Annotated in this window: 18 protein-coding genes and 2 pseudogenes; 6 read left to right on the top strand and 14 right to left on the bottom strand. The window is 68.0% G+C overall.

Annotated features, from left to right (window positions below; genetic code table 11):
• The 4 genes and pseudogenes from ALLO2_RS20150 to ALLO2_RS20135 all read right to left on the bottom strand — a co-directional run.
• Window positions 1-129, bottom strand: a pseudogene (locus ALLO2_RS20150) (IS110 family transposase); the annotation flags it as partial.
• Window positions 130-833: 704 nt separating this feature from the next.
• Complete coding sequence (locus ALLO2_RS24995; protein WP_035734171.1) at window positions 834-1,427, bottom strand: phosphoribosylglycinamide formyltransferase; 594 nt, start codon at window positions 1,425-1,427, stop codon at window positions 834-836.
• Window positions 1,428-1,915: 488 nt separating this feature from the next.
• Window positions 1,916-2,590: a 2'-5' RNA ligase family protein gene (locus ALLO2_RS20140; RefSeq protein ID WP_011435472.1), complete on the bottom strand. Its 675-nt coding sequence runs from the start codon at window positions 2,588-2,590 to the stop codon at window positions 1,916-1,918.
• A 56-nt stretch (window positions 2,591-2,646) separates the two neighbouring features.
• Complete coding sequence (locus ALLO2_RS20135; RefSeq protein ID WP_232235220.1) at window positions 2,647-3,984, bottom strand: helix-turn-helix transcriptional regulator; 1,338 nt, start codon at window positions 3,982-3,984, stop codon at window positions 2,647-2,649.
• Window positions 3,985-4,174: 190 nt separating this feature from the next.
• On the opposite strand from ALLO2_RS20135, the gene ALLO2_RS20130 reads away from it, so the two are divergent.
• Window positions 4,175-4,459: a hypothetical protein gene (locus ALLO2_RS20130; RefSeq protein ID WP_023841813.1), complete on the top strand. Its 285-nt coding sequence runs from the start codon at window positions 4,175-4,177 to the stop codon at window positions 4,457-4,459.
• Complete coding sequence (locus ALLO2_RS20125) at window positions 4,456-4,902, top strand: hypothetical protein (RefSeq protein ID WP_023841814.1); 447 nt, start codon at window positions 4,456-4,458, stop codon at window positions 4,900-4,902. Before ALLO2_RS20130 ends, ALLO2_RS20125 begins: the two co-directional genes overlap by 4 nt.
• 77 nt (window positions 4,903-4,979) lie before the next feature.
• Here the strand turns inward: ALLO2_RS20125 and ALLO2_RS20120 are convergent, their stop codons facing one another.
• Entirely contained in the window at window positions 4,980-5,360 is a 381-nt protein-coding gene (locus ALLO2_RS20120; RefSeq protein ID WP_011435476.1) for a helix-turn-helix domain-containing protein, read from the bottom strand.
• A gap of 223 nt (window positions 5,361-5,583) precedes the next feature.
• On the opposite strand from ALLO2_RS20120, the gene ALLO2_RS20115 reads away from it, so the two are divergent.
• The 3 genes and pseudogenes from ALLO2_RS20115 to ALLO2_RS20105 form a co-directional block, all read left to right on the top strand.
• Window positions 5,584-5,988, top strand: coding sequence for a hypothetical protein (locus ALLO2_RS20115; RefSeq protein WP_023841815.1), 405 nt, complete (start codon window positions 5,584-5,586; stop codon window positions 5,986-5,988).
• Complete coding sequence (locus ALLO2_RS20110; protein ID WP_011435478.1) at window positions 5,985-6,272, top strand: hypothetical protein; 288 nt, start codon at window positions 5,985-5,987, stop codon at window positions 6,270-6,272. The genes ALLO2_RS20115 and ALLO2_RS20110 overlap by 4 nt, the downstream gene beginning before the upstream one ends.
• Before the next feature lie 85 nt (window positions 6,273-6,357).
• Window positions 6,358-7,449, top strand: a pseudogene (locus ALLO2_RS20105) (FtsK/SpoIIIE domain-containing protein); the annotation flags it as partial.
• A gap of 80 nt (window positions 7,450-7,529) precedes the next feature.
• On the opposite strand, the gene ALLO2_RS20100 reads toward ALLO2_RS20105, so the two are convergent.
• On the bottom strand, window positions 7,530-7,847 hold the full coding sequence (locus ALLO2_RS20100) for a hypothetical protein (protein ID WP_023841818.1): 318 nt from the start codon (window positions 7,845-7,847) through the stop codon (window positions 7,530-7,532).
• Between the two features lie 80 nt (window positions 7,848-7,927).
• Between ALLO2_RS20100 and ALLO2_RS20095 the strand changes: the two genes are divergently transcribed.
• Window positions 7,928-8,158 (top strand): AlpA family transcriptional regulator, encoded by a 231-nt coding sequence (locus ALLO2_RS20095; RefSeq protein WP_035734156.1) that lies wholly within the window; start codon window positions 7,928-7,930, stop codon window positions 8,156-8,158.
• Between the two features lie 67 nt (window positions 8,159-8,225).
• On the opposite strand, the gene ALLO2_RS20090 is transcribed toward ALLO2_RS20095, so the two are convergent.
• The 8 genes from ALLO2_RS20090 to ALLO2_RS20065 form a co-directional block, all read right to left on the bottom strand.
• Entirely contained in the window at window positions 8,226-8,687 is a 462-nt protein-coding gene (locus tag ALLO2_RS20090) for a hypothetical protein (protein ID WP_023841820.1), read from the bottom strand.
• Window positions 8,688-8,844: 157 nt separating this feature from the next.
• A complete protein-coding gene (locus ALLO2_RS27860; RefSeq protein WP_023841821.1) occupies window positions 8,845-9,048 on the bottom strand; it encodes a hypothetical protein in 204 nt (67 codons plus the stop codon).
• A 76-nt stretch (window positions 9,049-9,124) separates the two neighbouring features.
• The gene (locus tag ALLO2_RS20085; RefSeq protein WP_023841822.1) at window positions 9,125-10,453 is read right to left on the bottom strand and encodes a phage terminase large subunit; all 1,329 of its coding nucleotides are present in this window, start codon (window positions 10,451-10,453) and stop codon (window positions 9,125-9,127) included.
• A 430-nt stretch (window positions 10,454-10,883) separates the two neighbouring features.
• Window positions 10,884-11,087, bottom strand: a complete 204-nt coding sequence (locus ALLO2_RS25970; protein WP_023841823.1) for a hypothetical protein — start codon at window positions 11,085-11,087, stop codon at window positions 10,884-10,886.
• Window positions 11,088-11,158: 71 nt separating this feature from the next.
• Entirely contained in the window at window positions 11,159-11,479 is a 321-nt protein-coding gene (locus ALLO2_RS20080; protein ID WP_023841824.1) for a hypothetical protein, read from the bottom strand.
• A gap of 32 nt (window positions 11,480-11,511) precedes the next feature.
• Window positions 11,512-11,898, bottom strand: a complete 387-nt coding sequence (locus ALLO2_RS20075; RefSeq protein WP_023841825.1) for a hypothetical protein — start codon at window positions 11,896-11,898, stop codon at window positions 11,512-11,514.
• 1 nt (window position 11,899) lies between these two features.
• Window positions 11,900-14,359, bottom strand: a complete 2,460-nt coding sequence (locus ALLO2_RS20070; RefSeq protein WP_035734155.1) for a phage/plasmid primase, P4 family — start codon at window positions 14,357-14,359, stop codon at window positions 11,900-11,902.
• A 123-nt stretch (window positions 14,360-14,482) separates the two neighbouring features.
• Window positions 14,483-14,719 (bottom strand): hypothetical protein, encoded by a 237-nt coding sequence (locus ALLO2_RS20065; RefSeq protein WP_023841827.1) that lies wholly within the window; start codon window positions 14,717-14,719, stop codon window positions 14,483-14,485.
• Between the last annotated feature and the right edge of the window lie 1,473 nt (window positions 14,720-16,192).

Below are 16,192 nucleotides of genomic sequence, written 5' to 3'. Positions count from 1 at the left end.
CAGCGCGTGCAGCCGGGCGATCCCGGCCACGCCCTCCGGCAGCCGGCCCTTCGCCAGTCGCCGACCCGTCTCGTCCTGCACCTCCACATCGTGGTGGTCCTGCGCCCAGTCGTCACCGACGAACAGCATCCGGGTCTCCCGTCTCTCGGCACCAGGTCCGGCAGCCTCCAGGAGATCCACCACGCCCTAATGGTCAAGTGCTCACGCCACGATCAGCGGGCACGACATCCCATCTGTGGTCCGCTCTCCCGACCACCGGCAGGGGCACGGTCTGACCTTAGGACTCGTCCTGCGTCCAGGGGCCTCGAGTGCTCACCTGCTGGCGGCTACCGGAACCGAGCCTGCCTCACGGCTGCCCGGTATGTCCCATTAGGGGCCTGCGTACGGGTGCGCCGCCAGGGACTTGAACCCCGAACCCGCGGATTAAGAGATCATCGGTGGTTCGTCCGCCAACGTCCGTGGACGTCCGCCGGTGCCGGTCGCGGGCTCGCAGTTGTCCGCCAAGTCCGTGACCGTTCGCCGCCGTTCGCGGGCTTGGCTGCCATCCAGGCTGCCAGCCTCTGCGATCTCCACCCTGGCGCAGACGGCGCTGATGCCTCTGATCCGTAGTTAGATCTGAATCTTCCGCCGACGTCCGTGGATGTCCACCGCGTCCGCTGACCTGGTGCGCTCCGTCTGCTGGTGTCCGTCAGCGTCCGCGGCCGTCCGACGGCTTGGCTGTCAACTTGGCTGTCACGTCTGCGACGGCCGTCCGACGACCCACGGCCTAGTGGCTCGGTACCTCGCTTAGATCGGGCCCGTCGTCTCGCAGCGTTGCCTGGTCCCTGGCTGTCTCAGATCGCGTGAACNGCAAGATCTTGCACTACTGTTGGAAGCAGGATGTGTTCGGCCGCGAGAACTCTCTCGGACAGGCTTTCGACCGTTTCATCCGGCTGGACGGGTAGTTCGTGTTGCGCGATAACGGGCCCCGCGTCGTACTCTGCTGTGACGATGTGGACTGAAGGCCCGGTAATGCGATCGCCGGAGGCCAGGACGGATTCATGTACTGCTCTGCCGTACATNCNTTTNCCGCCATGTCTCGGCAGCAGAGACGGATGCACGTTTATGATCTTACCGGCGTAGGATTTCAGCGTGCACGGGCCAATATTTTTCATGTAACCCGCCGTGACGATCAGGCTGATCTTTCTTTCGTTTAGTAGCGTGCATATAGCCGTGTCGAGCTGATCGGGATCGGGATGCGTGACTCCTGACATGTGAGCGGCCGGTATGGCATGGGCTCGGGCATATGCAAGAGCGCCGGACCCTCCGTTGTTGCTCAGGACCAAGGCCAGGCGGAATGCCGCGGCAGGCCGGAGAGAGGATTGGTGCAGTGCCCGTAGATTGGTCCCGGTATGCGACGCAAACACCGCTACGCGGAAATCAGCCATGTACGGCACCCCGGCAGCTCGGCCGTGGCATCGCGTCCAAGGGCACGTCAAGGTAAGTCATGGGAGCCGACACACGCAGATTTTATGTCCACTCCGGCCTGGTTACCCCAGGCAAGCTCGTCGCTGGCAAGTGAGGGTTGGGCTGTCCGGGGAGCGAAGCGCCCTGGCACTGGTGATGGGGCTGTCGACTGGCGTGCCCTCTGCTCGTTCTTCGGCTGCCCATCGGCGTGCGCGACGAACGTCCGCAGCATCACGTTCCGTTCCTCGGCTGGTTCAGCCCACGCTGGCGACCGGCGGACTTCGTCGAACGTCTCGGATGGTCTACGCGGTGCGGGGTGCGACGGGCCCGGCGAGCACGGCCGCCAGGCCGCGCGCAGCCGGTCGCGCGGCGCGACCCGCACCGCGCTTGATCTCAAAACGAAGGATTCGGCAAATGCGCGGGCTCGTGCTCGTGGGGACCGGGCCGCCGCTGGCCCTGTCGGTGCCGGTCAACCGGTGAGGTCGGCGTGGTGCCGGACGTCCCACCGGTAGGCGTGGCCGTCTCGGCGGAGTTCGAGGAGGTCGACGCTGCCGACGGGCACGCTGATCGGTGGCCGCCTGCGAAGGTCGGTGAGTCGGCGGATGACCTCGTCGGTGGGCGGGGTGGCGTTGCAGTAGGTGACGCTGATGTGGGGTTTGAAACGGGCGGGCTCGTCGGGCACGGCGTCGGCGCCCAGGACGTCACCGATCGCGGCTCGTAGCTGCTCGCGTAGTTCGGCAACTGGGTGCCATGGGGTGGCGCGGAGGAAGGTTCCGCCGGGGTAAGCGGCGATGGGGCCGGCGGTGAGGGCGAACGGCTCGATGTCGGCGCATCGCTCGTCGGCGGCCTTCCCGATCGCGGCGACGGTCTCGGCGGGCAGCTCGTCGGCGAACGCGACGCCCTGCACGGTCATGTGCAGTCCGTCGACCGGCACGGGGTCGAGGTACTCCAGGTCGGCCAGTGCGCGTTGGAATCCGGCCACGTAGTCGGTGAGGGCCTGGTCCTGGAAGACGAGGTACCAGGTCAGGTAGCGCCGGTCCGGCCGCCATCCGGGGCGCCACCACCAGTGATCGGCCATCCGTTCGGTGCGGCGGAAAGCTTCCCAGTCGTCGGCGTCTACCTGGTCTTCGTGGGTCGGCGGCACGACCGCTCAGGGTAGACGGTGTGACCACCCTGATTGGTCGGCTGGGGGCCTGAACGTCAGGCGGTGGGCAGTCTCCAGGCTTTGACGGCGTCGTTGACCTGGGCGATCTCCGGGACGGTGCGCCACTGGGCGGCGGTGAGCAGGAAGTCCCGGGCCCGGCGGGCGACCACTTCGGATCGCAGATCGGCGCCGACGTCGAGTGCTTCGGCAACGAGTGCTCCGGCGCGGTCGGGCTGGGGGTTGGGACCGGTTAGGTAGGTCATGCTTGCGTCGACCAGGGTGAGGGCGTGGCTGGCGGTGGAGTCGGCGGCGGCGAAGATGGGGATGGCCTGGTCTGTGAACTCGCGGGCCCGGTCGGGGGCTCCGGCGGCGAGGTAGGCGGAGGCGGCGTTGCCGGCGATGCGGGATGCGGTGAACGGGTCGAAGGACAGGAAGTAGCCGACGGGGTCGGTGTCCTCGATGCGGGCGTGGGCGGCCAGGGCGCGGCCGACGGCCTCGTCGACTCCGGCGATGTCGCCGAGCTTGCCCAGGGTGCGGGCTTCGCCGCTGATGGCGAGTCGGATGCTGGCGGGGCCGCCGCGGGCGTAGCGCTGGCCGTCGCGGGCAAGGTCCAGGGCTTCGCGGTACCGGCCGCCGTAGTAGGCGATGAAGCTCTGGGTGCCGCGGACCCACGCGGCGAGATCGCGGTGTCCGGCGGTCTTGGCGAGGCTCATCGCCTCGTTGCAGTAGGCGCGGGCAACGAGTTCGTTGCNGNGGTCGAACGNGANATANCCGAGCNGGCNGGAGAGCTTCCCGCCGATGGCGTACAGCTCGCGGCGCTGGTCGGGGTGCTGGTGTCCGGCCATCAGGTCGGCGACCCACCGGCGCTGCTTCAGGGCGACGGGGTAGACGGTGGCGGCGTCGCTGTTCTCGTAGCGGCGGCCCACGACTTCGATGCTGGTGTCGAGCTGGTGTAGCGCGTCGTCATCGACGTTGGATGCGGCGAACTGCTGCATCCGGCGGGTGACCTCGTCGAGCTCGGCGTCGAGTGCGAACAGCGCTCCGGCTGCGATCACGGTGCGCCGGTCCGGGCTCGTCTCGCTGCCGGCGGTTTCCGTGGTTTCCGAGCTGGCGAGTCCGAGACGGTCTCGGGGGATGCCGAGTCCGTCGGCGAACTTCTCGAAGTTCTCGATGGTGGTGACCTGGCGTTTCCCGCGGACAATCACGCTGATGGACGGCTGCGGGATGCCGGTCATGGCGGCTATCTGCGACTGGGAGGCACCGGTCCACTTCCGGTAGATCGCCAGCACGGTCTGCATGTCCCGTGCGGTGAGGGCCTGGGCCATCTCGGGGCGGTCCCACAGGCCGGTCGGTGCGGTGGGTAGTGGGCGGCGACGGGTCATGGCTGCTCCCATCCACGAAACGGGATGTGTGGCGTGGTGGACCGTGTACCGTCCGCCAGTCTATCCACGCTGAGTATCCATCCACATATCTATTCCGAACTGCCTGGATGCGTGAGCGTACGTCCTGGCTGCGCCCCGTCTCCGCGGCCTGGCTGCGGGACGGGCGCTGGGCGTGGTGACCAGGCAGGAAGGGAGAGATGGCATGACGGACGTGGCTGCACGGCGAACATCGGTGGCAGCGGAACCGGTGTTGTTCGGCGTGGTCCGCTTCGAGGACGACGGTTCCGGCCGGGTGCGGGACACAATGATCACGTTTCGGTCGGCGCAGGAAGCGGAAGCGTTCGCGCTGGATCGCTGCTGGACGCGGTACCAGGTGTGCGCGTTGCGGTTCTTCGTGGAGGAGAAGCCGGCGGAGCTGGGTGACTGGATGGTGCTCGGTGGGCACCTGGATCATCTGGTCACTCGGCGTGCGCGGCGTCTCCGGTGATCGCCCACGACGCCCGGCCGCCGTTGCGTGCGGATGTGGTTCGGGATCGGTCGTTGGCGGCGGTGGTGACGCTGCCGTGGGGTGCCGGCACGTGGGCGGTGGTGATCCAGCCGGGATCGGACCTGGCGGACCTGCACCGGGCCCTGGCGGAGCTTCCGGCAGGGTTGGAGTTCCACTCCGTGCACGGGGCGGGAGACGTCATCCTCGTCTACCAACTGCCCGCCGGGGAGGTCTCCCGGCGGGATCTGCTGCGGCTGACCGGCTCGGCGCTCGACATCCCCACCGGGTTCCCGGACCGGTCGCGGTGGATCACCCGTGAGGAGCAGCAGGCGTACCGGGCGGGGCACGCGGATGCGTTCGGCGCGATCCGCGTCTTCCTGAGCCGCCCCACCGGCGGCCCCCCGGACGGGACAGGTTCAGGCCCGGTCAATCCTCGGGGGTAGACCGGGCCTGAACCGATGAAGGGCCGGATCCGATGGTGACCATGTCATCGGATCCGGCCCTTTCGCATGCCCGGGTGCTACCGGACGCTGTCGCACCGCTCAGCAGGCGGAATGAGCTGGGCGCCGATGGTGGCAAGGCTGCGTTCGATGCGGAGCAGGACCTCCAGGATCTGCTGATCCACCGGCAGGACCGGCAGGGGCACCTCGTCGGGCTCCCTCCCGAGGAGGACGGTCAACAGGTGGTCGTCCGGCCATCCGAGCGCGCGGGAGATGGCGGCGAGCGTGGCGTCCTGGGCGCGGCGGCTGCTGGTGCCCCGTGCCAGTTCCCGTAGGGTCGCGACCGACACCCCGGACGCGGCGGCCAACGCCTGCTGACTCATCCGCCGTTCCCGCATCCGCGCGGTGATCGCGGCACCGACAGCCCGCCCGTCGTCCCCTGCCGTCGTCTCGCGCGCCATCGTGGATCAACACCCCCGGATCGTTTGCTGTTTACCAAACAGTAGTTCGCGTGATGAGCTTCCCGGAAGGCTGCCATGACGGTGGGGCCGTTTTTATAACGAGGCGTTATCCATAGGCGTATAGAAGCTTGGCGAGCGCTCGGCGAGCGGTGCATGGTGGGTGTTGCCCGACGTACCCCGGACCACCCGGGGGCGGGGCTGACCTTCGGAGGTTGACGAATCCATGGCGGTTCCCCGGCGTATTCCCGTGCGCTTCGAGGACGTGTTCCCGGCGGGTGCTTTCGTGCTCGGTGTGGAACCGGCGAACGACTACGAGAAGGTGAAGGCGAACGCTCCCGACCCGCAGGAACGCGACCCGAACACCGGCGAGCGGATCTGGGCGGTGCGGGTGCTGGACCCGGACCCGGCGGCCCGGCAGGCGGAGCTGAAGGTGAAGGTGCCCGGGGAGGTGCAGCCGGTCCTGCCGGAGGTGATGCCGGGCACGCCGTTCCGGCCGGTGCTGTTCGACGGGCTGACGATCACGCTGTGGGTGGACACCAACGGCAAGTACCCGAAGCAGGGCTACGCCATGCGGGCCCTGCGGCTGCGGCAGGTCGGCGCGGTGCGGCGGACGGGGGCGGCGGCATGACCGGCCACGACGCTGACCCATCCGGGTCGTTCACCTCTCTGGCGCTGTACGTCGGGACGAGCTGGTACGCGGTGTGTCACAGCTACCCCCACCGGCCCCCGATCCTGTCCCTCACCGTGGGCCCGACCGCGCTCTCCCTGTCATCCGTCGCTGAGGCGGACCCGGCGGCGCACCTCGCGTTCGCGCGGGCGTTGCGCGACGCGGTGAACACCTACCTCGCCGACTGCGAGCGGATCGCCCTCGCCGCACAGAACGACGCCCCGCCGACGGAAAACGCGGCGTAGCGCCTCCCTCATTTTCCGGAACGTTTCCCTCTCCCCCTTCCCTCTTCCCGTGGTTTCGTGCGCTCGAAAACAGGGTGGTATTGCCATGTCCAGAATCTACGGTGACCAGCGGATGCCGCGGATNCCGTCCCGGCCGGACAAGATGCGGGTGCCGCTGTGGATGCTGCTCCTCGCGGTGGCCGGCAAGGGGCTGGTGCTCGGGGTGCGCTGGTGCTGGCGGCACCGGATCGCCGTTCCCGTCGCGGTCGGCCTGCTGGTGTTCGTCCACCGGTTCGGCCTGCTGGGCCTGGTGGGCCTGCTCGTCGGTCTGCTGCTGGTGGCGGTGGTCTGGCGGCGGGTGCATCCGGTGTCGTTCGGGTGGCTGGCACGGNGGGTGTGGGGACGGGTCCGGCTGGCGTTCGTCTACCGGCGGCGGTGGCGGCCGGCGATGGTGCACACCGACCTGGCGATCCGGGTCCCGACCTCGAACGCCGATCAGGTCACCTTCGACGACTACTACCCCCGGATCCGTTCTATCCGCTCGACGCGAGCGGTGGACGTGCTGCGGGTGGAACTACTTCCCGGGCAGACCCCGGAACAGTGGGCGGAGCAGGCCGAAGCCCTGCGGCACGTGTTCCGGGCCCGGCGCTGTCAGGTCCAGGCAGAACCGCACCGGTTCGTCCGGCTGCACTTCCACCACCGTGACACCCTCGTCCGCCCTGTCACTCCCGGTGACCTCGACGGGCCCCGACCCGGCGACGTGGCCCCGGATCTCGTGGACGATCCCGGTGCCGCGTCGGGCCTGCTGGTGGCGGAGCTGGGCGCGGTCCCGGTCGGCCGCTGTGAGGACGGCTCTCCGTGAACCCTGCCGGTCCGCGGGACGCATGTCCTCGTCGCGGGGGCCACCGGTGCCGGTAAGGGCTCGGTGCTGTGGTCGATCATCCGCGGTCTCGGCCCGGCGGTGCGGGCGGGCCTGGTGAAGCTGTGGGTGTGCGACCCCAAGGGCGGGATGGAACTCGCTTTCGGTGAGCCCTTGTTCGCCCGGTTCGCCACCACGACAGGGGAGATTGCGGATCTCCTCGACCACGCGGTGACGGTCATGCAACGACGCACGGCACGGCTCCGCGGCCGGACCCGGCTGCACACCCCCACCGTCGGCGATCCGCTGATCGTGGTGGTGGTCGACGAAATGACGTCGGGGCGCTTGTGTCATAAATAGGGCCCACACCCCCCCGATCCGGGCTGGTGTGGGCCGAAGACGTCGGTCGGGCGCTCGTGTCACTCCCGACGGGCCTGCCGGCATCGTGCGCGTGCGCCGGGCGTTGCCTCGTGGTCGCATGCGGAGTGATCGAAATAGGGCCGCATCCCCTCCACACCCCCCGACGACTGGGGAGGGGATGTGGCCGGATCGGGGCCACAGAGCCACGTGATTGTGAGGGCCTCCCTCAGGCGGGCGCCCTGCGGGATGTACTGCTCCACCACGCGGAGCAGCTCGTCGGCGGTCGTGCCGCCGTCCAACTGGAGATCCATGGTGTCGGCGGTCTTGTCGACGCGCACCCGCACGCCCACGTGGTCGTTCGTTCGGCTCGCGGTCATAGCGGACACGGTAGCGCGTCGGGAGCGAGCCGGACAGTCGAGGTCGTGCATCGACCCATCTGCACACAGGGTTGGCGGGTGTGGAGCGCAGCACCGGGCCGCAGCCGGCCACCCCGGACGAGCTGATCGGCATAGCCGAGCTCCGGACCCTCCTCGGGGTCGGCAAGGCCCGCGCCTACACGATCACCAGAGACCGCGCGTTCCCCGCGCCCTGGTANGNGGGTGCCGACGGCCAGACCCGCCTGTGGCTCCGCGCGGACGTTGAGATCTGGCTGGACGCCCACCGCCCCGGTTGGCGCGGCGAGGGCTAATTACCACACCGCCCGGACGTCGTGCGTCGCGGGCGGTGTGGTGGTCAGACATCGATGGTGGAGTGGCTCAGGCCAGGCGAGCGCGGATGACCGCCAGGTCATCGTCTTGTCGTCGCTTGAGCCGCCCGCGACCGTCGCTGGCCAGATCGGCCGGGCGCAGGATGACCAGGCGGAGACCCTGGGTTGGTATCAGCTCCTCTCTGCGACGGTCGTACAGGGCTCGCTGCTCGCCCCGGTGAACGCCGCTGACCGTCAGCCGGTCGGGTTTGTCGAAGTGGGGTGTCGGCTGGTCGTGCTGGCGCTCGCGGTACTCGACGACCAGGCGGCGGGTGGGCCAGTAGGCGTCGACGGGCAGACGGACGCGGCGGCCGGTCGAGGGGCTCGGGTCGCCGAGAAGCCAGTCGAAGCGGTGTTGGCGTAGGCCGGTCTCGCCGACCGCCTCGTCGCAGAGGTCGAGCACGTACCACTCGTCGGATTTGGTGCGGGCGCCTGCGCCGTCGGGTGGTGGAGTTGCGCCATCGGGTGACATGGCGGCAGGATCCACCGCACGTCCGACAAACTCGGATCAGCCGTTCCGCCATGTGGCGAGGGTCACTCACCCCTGTGTCATGACTGAGCCGGTCCGTCCGCTCCACACCCCCCGTCGGTCGGCCTCGGTAGCGAGGTCTGCGGGGGGTGTGGACGGGCTAGCGGGGCGGGATGCTGGATGGGGCGATGAACAGAAGAACGGCGGCGATGTTCCCGAACGGTTCGACAAAAACCGCGTCCTCGGGAAGGGCCGCGAGGGCGGCCACGACGTGTTCCCGGTTAGCTCCGGGCCTGATGGTGAGCTGCCATATCCCGTCCGATCCCGTTGGTTGAACCTGGACAAATGTATGCCTCAGAATCACGTCATCTCCTCGCGTGCGCGCGTGTGATCGCTCAGCACGCTAACGAGGTGGACGCGCGATTCTCGCCACAATCGGGCTATTCGAGGAAGCGAACGCCTGGCCGGGACCGGAGATCCAGCTGAGCGACGACATACCGCATAGCGTCGGCGGCGTGGTCGTTCTCCTTCAGCGGCTCATCCTTGCGCTCGCCGTCCTCAGCGCGACGGGACTTGGACGCCCACACGTATTGCGGGATCTCCTCCGCGAGCCGTCCGGGCTTCTCGCGCTTCGCCAACTCGTGGTCCCGCTCCACGAGGCTGTCCCGGAACACCTTCAGTCGGTTGGTGGAGAGTCTCTCCTTCACGGCCTGGATCCCGCGGGACACATTCTTGGTCGCGGGGCAGGTCGAGTATCCCAACTCCCGCTCCAGCGTCGCCCGGTCCTCCGCGTCGTGGTCGCACACCACCTCCAGAGGATCGGCGAATCCGCGAGCCGCCTCCCGGATGGTCTGGCAGTGGTCGGCGACGGTTCGGCCGGTTCGGTAGATCTCCCTCACAAGCCACAGCCCGCCGTCCGGATCTTCGGCCCACAACTGCCACGTGAACGGGTTGACGAATCCGAAGTCGACAGCCCACCGGATGGTCCAATCCCGAGGGATCTTGAACGGATCCACGACGTGGATCGAGTCGTCCCACTCCTCGTAGATCACCCCCTCGGCGGCGGCCCAGATCCCATCCAGATACCGCAGCTTGCGGACGCCGGTCAGCTTGCCGAGCTTCCCGACGATGTAATCCCGTCCGGCCTCGGTCAGGCTCCCGTCCTCGCGGACGTAGACCGGATTGTCCCGGTGGCGGCTGGGGACCATCCGCATCCCCTCCTGGTCGCACCGCAGCTTGATCCAGTGCTTCGGGTGGCTTGGATTGCACGCGAGGATGATCTGTTTGTCCGCGAGGGCCGTTCCCCGCAGACGCGAGAACACGGTCTCGTACGCGGTCTTGGAGATCTCCGTGGCCTCGTCCACAAAGATGATGTCCAGCTCCGAAGAAAGGAACTTGGTGGGCTGGTCCAATCCGCCCACGATGATGGTCGATCCATTCTGGTAGCGGTATTTCGCGGCCTCCCGGGGCGAGCCGCCGAACCACGCGACGATCCCCGCGTCCAGTGCCGACCGCACCACGAACCGCTCGAAGAGATTCAGAGTGGTGCCAGCCAACGAGATGTTGGTCTGCCGCAGAATCAGAGCCTGCGTCCCCGGCACGGCCATGCACGTGAGGTGCACCTTCCAGAGGGCGGCGAGGCTCTTCCCGGTCCCCGCAGGACCGGAGAAGCAGATCTCCGCATCCCTCGCGGTCAGAAGGGCGGCGGCCCCTCCGCGCGGGCGGTAGGCGATCGTCCGCGTTTCGGGACGCCCGATGGTCGCGCTCATCCCACNCCCCCCGGATGAGCCGGACCCTCCGAGGAGGGGACCGGAGGCGACGCCGTGATGGGCNGTGTGGCGTCGGCCGCCCGCCGACACGCCGAACGAGCGGCCTTGGTGCGGTCGTGGTCGCAATGTCGGTGGCTCCCGTTCGCCCTCTCTGGCTTGGTCGTCGCGCGTCGCGCGCGACGCGCGGACGGCTCCATGGGGGCGCTTGAGAGCGACGCTGACAGCCCGTCGCGCGCGTCGCGTGCGACGTCTTGGGCCGGCACGTCAGGGGCCGCACGGAGTGGGGCGGACGCGGTCGGCGCGCGGCCCGTCGCGGCCTCGGTCTCGGCCCGGCACCGGCGGCACCAGACCACCTCACCGGCCAGGGGCGCCCACAGCGATTGCTCGAACCACAGGTCGTGCCCGCACGCGAGACCCACCCGGAACTCTCTCACGATGCGCCCCCGTGCTGCGGGCAGCCGGGCGCGTGCGTCCAGGCCAGGCCGTCCGGCACGGCCTGGGCGCGGCACTCGGGGCCGTACGCCCCCTCGGCGGCGCACGCGGGGCACCAGTCGCCGAACGTCGGCGTGCCCGGGTGGGTCGGACATTCATCCGGGGGCGCGGCCTCGCGGGCCGCGCAGTCTTGGCATTGCATGAGGACTCCTTCGGGTCCCCCGATGGGCGAGGCGGGGTGTCCTCGGGTTGGCTCCCTTTGGTGAGGCTTGGTCAGACGGCGTCGGTGCGGGGGGCCTCGGCCTCGGTCAGCGCGTCCTCGATCGCCTCGGCTACGGAGCCGAGATAGTTCCTCATGGCGTCAACGAGGATGAACCACTGGTCTTGGACTTCGTCGACGCAACCAACCTCCCTCACCGCGTCACCGACTGAGTACAGTTGCCCCTCGCCTAGGACTGCCTCTTTCACCGGGCCGATCCGCAGGGACACGCCCGTCATGAGAGTGACCATGGCTTCCTCAGCGGCCCGACGAGGCAGATCCGAGGCCATGACCTGCCTGAGAAGGGAGGCGATCAACGCGGGGTTGTCTTCCATCAGGGGCTCCTGGTGAACTGAGGGGGGGTGGGCTACTGGAGCTTGAGGTCTTTCTTAACCTCCTCGGCCGAGTGGGGGTACATCAGGTCCAGGTGCTTTACTGCCCACGCAAGGAGAAGGTGAAAGAGGTAGATCTCGCCGTCTCCGCCAAATCGGATGACGAACTTCCGAGTCATGGAGTAATCGTTTTGGACTTCCACCCTCATGCCCGGGGGCATCTGGGTACCGTCGACTACGAGTTCGGTGTAGCCCCCATGCCCCCAGTCACCTCCCCGCTGCCCGGTGGACCTCAGTTCGACCTCAATTTCGCTAGTAGAGAGCCCCAGCACGCTCTTTGCGGTCTTCACCTCTTCCCGCACGGCCGGCGGCTGGAAGTAAGGCTTGTCGTCCATGTCGAGGCAGTCCAACTCGTCGTTCATTTCAGCTCTCCTTCTCGGGCTTCATTCCGTCGATCCAGCGGAGGCCGGGGATGACACGGCGCTGCATCCCCGTCTCAGGGTCCTTCAGACGCTTGGTCTTGGGGTCGATCCCCTTGCTCTCCAACATCCCGTTGAGCTTCTCGGTGGAGAGCTTCCGATCGGACCCCGTGTAGGCGAGCCAGGCCGCCTTGAGGTCCTCCGTCCCGACGTTCGAGTTGGCCTCGGTCGTGCGGACGGTGTACGCCTCCAGGAACTTGCCCACCGCGTCCTTATCGGCGCGGTACTCCTTTACCGCCTGCTCGATCTCGGGTGGTGCGGCGAGGCCCCGCTTACCCCCGCCTTTGGCCTGCCAGTCGAGGCAGCCGGCCAACGCCCACTGAAAGATCCCAGCGGCCTCATCCTCGAAGATCCTTTCCTCAAGCTTGTAAACCTGCTCAGACTGAGGAACGGTGCCGCGAGTGTGGATGATGAGCACACGATTCCAGAGCGCGTCGTCCCCATACCTCAGATCGGGCTCGTTGTTGGTGTCCATCCATAGGGTGAACACGGTCTGGATGTCGACCGCCTTTTCGTACTTTCGGGAAACGGACTTCTTCGAGCCCACACCGTCCATTACGTCTTTGACCAAGGATTCCTGGACCCTGAGGCCCTTCTCGGTCTCAGACCACCTCGCGTACCGCTTGTTGTGCAGGTCCGCCAGGCCGTCGTTGTTCTTTCCCTCGCCGCCGCGCTGCCATTGGAACGCATCCCGCTTGACGTTCTTGGCATAGTCCCCGAAGATCCGAACCATGATTTCCTGGAACACACTCTTCCCGGAATCGGTCGGCCCCTGGAGGATGAAGAACCACTTCACAGCCTCGCCGACGAGCGTGGAGCCCACGGCGCGCTGGATGAAGCTCGTGGTCTCACCCGGCCGTGGAACGGCCACCCCCTCACCGGGGAATGTGTCGGCGAGGAACTTGAGCCACTGCGGGCACGTCGCGGTGGGGTCCCACAGCGCCCGGCTGCTCATCGTCAGCAGGTCGGCGGAGTCCGACGGACGAGCCAGGCCCGTTCGCAGTTCGGCGGTGATGCCATCGGCCAGGGCCCAGAGCCAAGGCTTGTTGTCGAGTTCCTCGGCCTGGATCGTCACGCCCCGAATTGACTGGGCCGCCAGGAGACTTGCCTTGAGTGAGAGGGTGTTGAGGCTCTGCTGTCCCCAGGCGAGGTGCTTCTTGCGCCTGTCGCCCTCCTCCAGGCTCGCGGCCTGGCGGATGAAGTCGCGGCCGAGTTCCTTCATCCACTCAACGACGCTCCCGACGCCATCGCGTCGCCACACCCTGCGTTCGTGGTCGTAGGTGATCCACGTCTTCCACTGGTCGACCCAGCGCACCTCGTGGCCGTGACGGTCGATGAACCGCGCGGCGTTGCCGGTGTGGGTCAGCTCCTCGAAGTCGGCCCACCATGCGCGGTTGCCGCTAACCTCGTTGGCCGCGACGGCGCGAGCAGCGTTCTCTATCTCCCGCGCGAGCTGGCCGTCCGGGTCGCTGCGACCGCCGAACTTCTCGCGGAACGCCGCGCAGTGGTCGCGCAGCACGGCGCCGGCCAGAGGGAGGGCGAGGCCCGCCTTGAGAAGCTCCTTCGCGGCCCTGTGGCAGTCCTCCGAGCGGTCGCCCGTGTCGGCCGCGAGAAGCGCTCTCACGGACGCGCTGAGGCCCTCCAGGGCGCCCCTGGCGTCATCGGGCGAGGCCCACTCGAAGGCGGCCCCCTCGGCGGGTGTGGTCTCGGCCGTGTCATCGGTGGGCAGGGNCGAGGGATCGAGCGTCGGGCCGTCGTCCCACAGGAACCGTCCGAGCGCGCCCCGGGGGCCGTTCTCGCCCTTGTGGTTGCGGCGGCCCGGCGGGCGGATGAACGACGACGGCGCGCGGTAGTCGCCGCCGTTGACGCCCAGGTGAAGCCGCCGCTGCCACAAGCGGTGCTCGTCGGGCGTGAGCGCCGGGCCGTCCAGCAGCCACGCGGCCTGGTACGAGCCGGGCGACGTCTCCCAGGCGATCGTGGGACGCAGGCTCTCGGGAAGGCTGCGAGGGTCGACCTCGTCCAGGTCGTGGAACAGAACGCGGCTCGGCAGCGTGTCAGCGTCGGTCCAGCCCCGAGTGTCGAGGCGGAACAGGGTCGGGTGCAGGAACACGTCCAGGCCCCACACCCCGCGCAGCCGGAACGCGAGGGACTCGACCGAAGAGGGGTCGTCGGGGTCCCACTCGAATGGCTCCCGGGTCAGCCGGCCGCGCGAGTCGGCCGTCCCCGCGACGCCGGGCGGCATCGTCGGCAGCGAGGCCCGGCCTCGGACGCCGTGCCAGGCAAAGATCCGGGCGACGACGTGAGCCAGGCTCAGCGGACCGAGGGGGCCTTCCTCCTGCTCGGAGAGACGGCCGATTTCATCCGCCGAGTCGAATTCCAGCGCGGGAATGGTTGACTTTCTCATCAGGGTTTTGTTACCCTTATCTTGTTGGACGTCGCTGCGCGACGTGTGCGGGAATCCTTCGGTTGGCTCCTGGCGAATTCCCTTGAAAGACCCTCGGGTTGGTCCCCCGGGGGTCTTTCGCTTTTACGCGGCGGGCGTGTAGAACTGGAACTTCACCACATCGCCGTCGACGCGGACCCTCACTCGCCGCCCCTTGCGGCTGGCCCGAACGGCGAGGGTCACGCGGAACTGGCCTGGGTCGATGTAGAAGTCCTCACCCCGGCGCACGGCCCACACCGCCCCGTCGGTCCATTCGTGCCACGGGTAGCGGATGGGCGGGTGCGTCACCTCTTCGAGGCTTTCGGCGATTCTCTGGGCCATGGCTCCTCCTGGTTTGTGGCGCGTCAAGGGGCGCGCGAGATGCGCGTTCGTTGTGATATACCCATATTATCCGATCCTGATCATGGACTCAACGATTCCTCGCGCCGATTTTTGAAAAGGTTTATCGACGCAGCGTGCTCGGAGGGTAACTGCGCTCGTGACAATCGAGTGTCATCGGGTGTAAACCCCATGAAGGAGGGGTCCCTTAGAAAGGTTTACACTTTGTGACAGTCGAGTGTCACAGGTAAAGTGACCAGGTGGACACGCTGCGTGATGTGGCCTCGCGAGAGGGCGGAGGCTGCCCGACGTCCCTCCGAGGAGAGGGAGAGCGGCCCGTNAGANGGGGCGGCTCGACCGCCACTCTACCCCTCCACCATCCGTCCCTCTCCACCCGAATCCGCTGGCGCCCCCTCACCAGCCAGCTCTCCCACGCGCGCAGGCTCCGACCAGCTCCGAGGAACCATCGGCTCTGCGACGTCGCGCGCGTCGATCGGGGGGTGTGGGGTGGCCTCGCCGGGCAGGCCAGCGGCTGCGCTGACAACCGCGCGCGCGTCGCACGATCGATGACGTGGGCGAGCCAGGGACGACGCGCGGACGCGCTCCGACGACGCGCCCGAGGCACGAGGGCAGGCGCTGGCGGGGGGTGTGGGCCTAACGGCCAGGGGGGCCTCAGCGGTCCACCGCTCATACCCGAGGGGATGACGCTGCGTGAGCCCCTCGCCGTGACGCTGAGTCACTGTGACGCTGCGCGAGGACCGACCCGAGGAACGAGGGCGACGCCAGGCCAGCGTCACCGGCGGTCGACGCTGCGTGCCGATGGNGGGCGATATGGGCGATTCTGACGCGCGATAAGTCTTCTTATGCTGAGTCAGAAACCTGCGCCAGCAGGAAATGGCCTCGCTGCTCATGCGGGTGGTGGGGAACGTGCCGGTAAAGCTGGTTGTTTGTGCTGGCTATAGCCAGCGTGCGACAATGAATGAGGGGATCGTCAAGNTTATTCCCCGCCATTCTTTCCCTCGCTTCGCGAGGGATTCTCGAAGGGAATTCGCGTGCCAGGCCGTCAGCTGCCGAGGGAACCGAGGGGTGATCCGGAGGCCCGCGCGGAGGCTGTCGCCATGCGGCGTCGAAAGATCCAGGACGTCGCGAATATGTTCCGGAGCGAGGCCCGTCTCACCAAGGCCGACAGGCGGAAGCTCGCGGCTCGGTGGGGCCAGGACAATGAGCGCCTGGTTGAGACGTTCATCGGCCGCCATTTCGCCGAGATCTACTACGTTCTCACCGATGCCCGCGCCGAGGGCTTGTGGTTCGCGGACGCGGACGAGCGGATGATGACGCGGCAGCAGGACGCCGACATGCNGCGCCGCTCCGCGCGTGAGGCTTTCCTCGCCGGCAACCGCGTGCCCGTGCGGAATCTCGAAGCCGCCGAGGCCATGCGAGCCAACGCCGCCAAGGAGCTCGGCCAGTACCTTCCGC

The organism is Frankia sp. Allo2, assembly GCF_000733325.1.
GTDB classification, from domain to species: domain Bacteria; phylum Actinomycetota; class Actinomycetes; order Frankiales; family Frankiaceae; genus Frankia; species Frankia casuarinae.
Note: the sequence above shows the minus strand (reverse complement) of the source record. Positions and strands in the feature narration are given on the sequence as shown.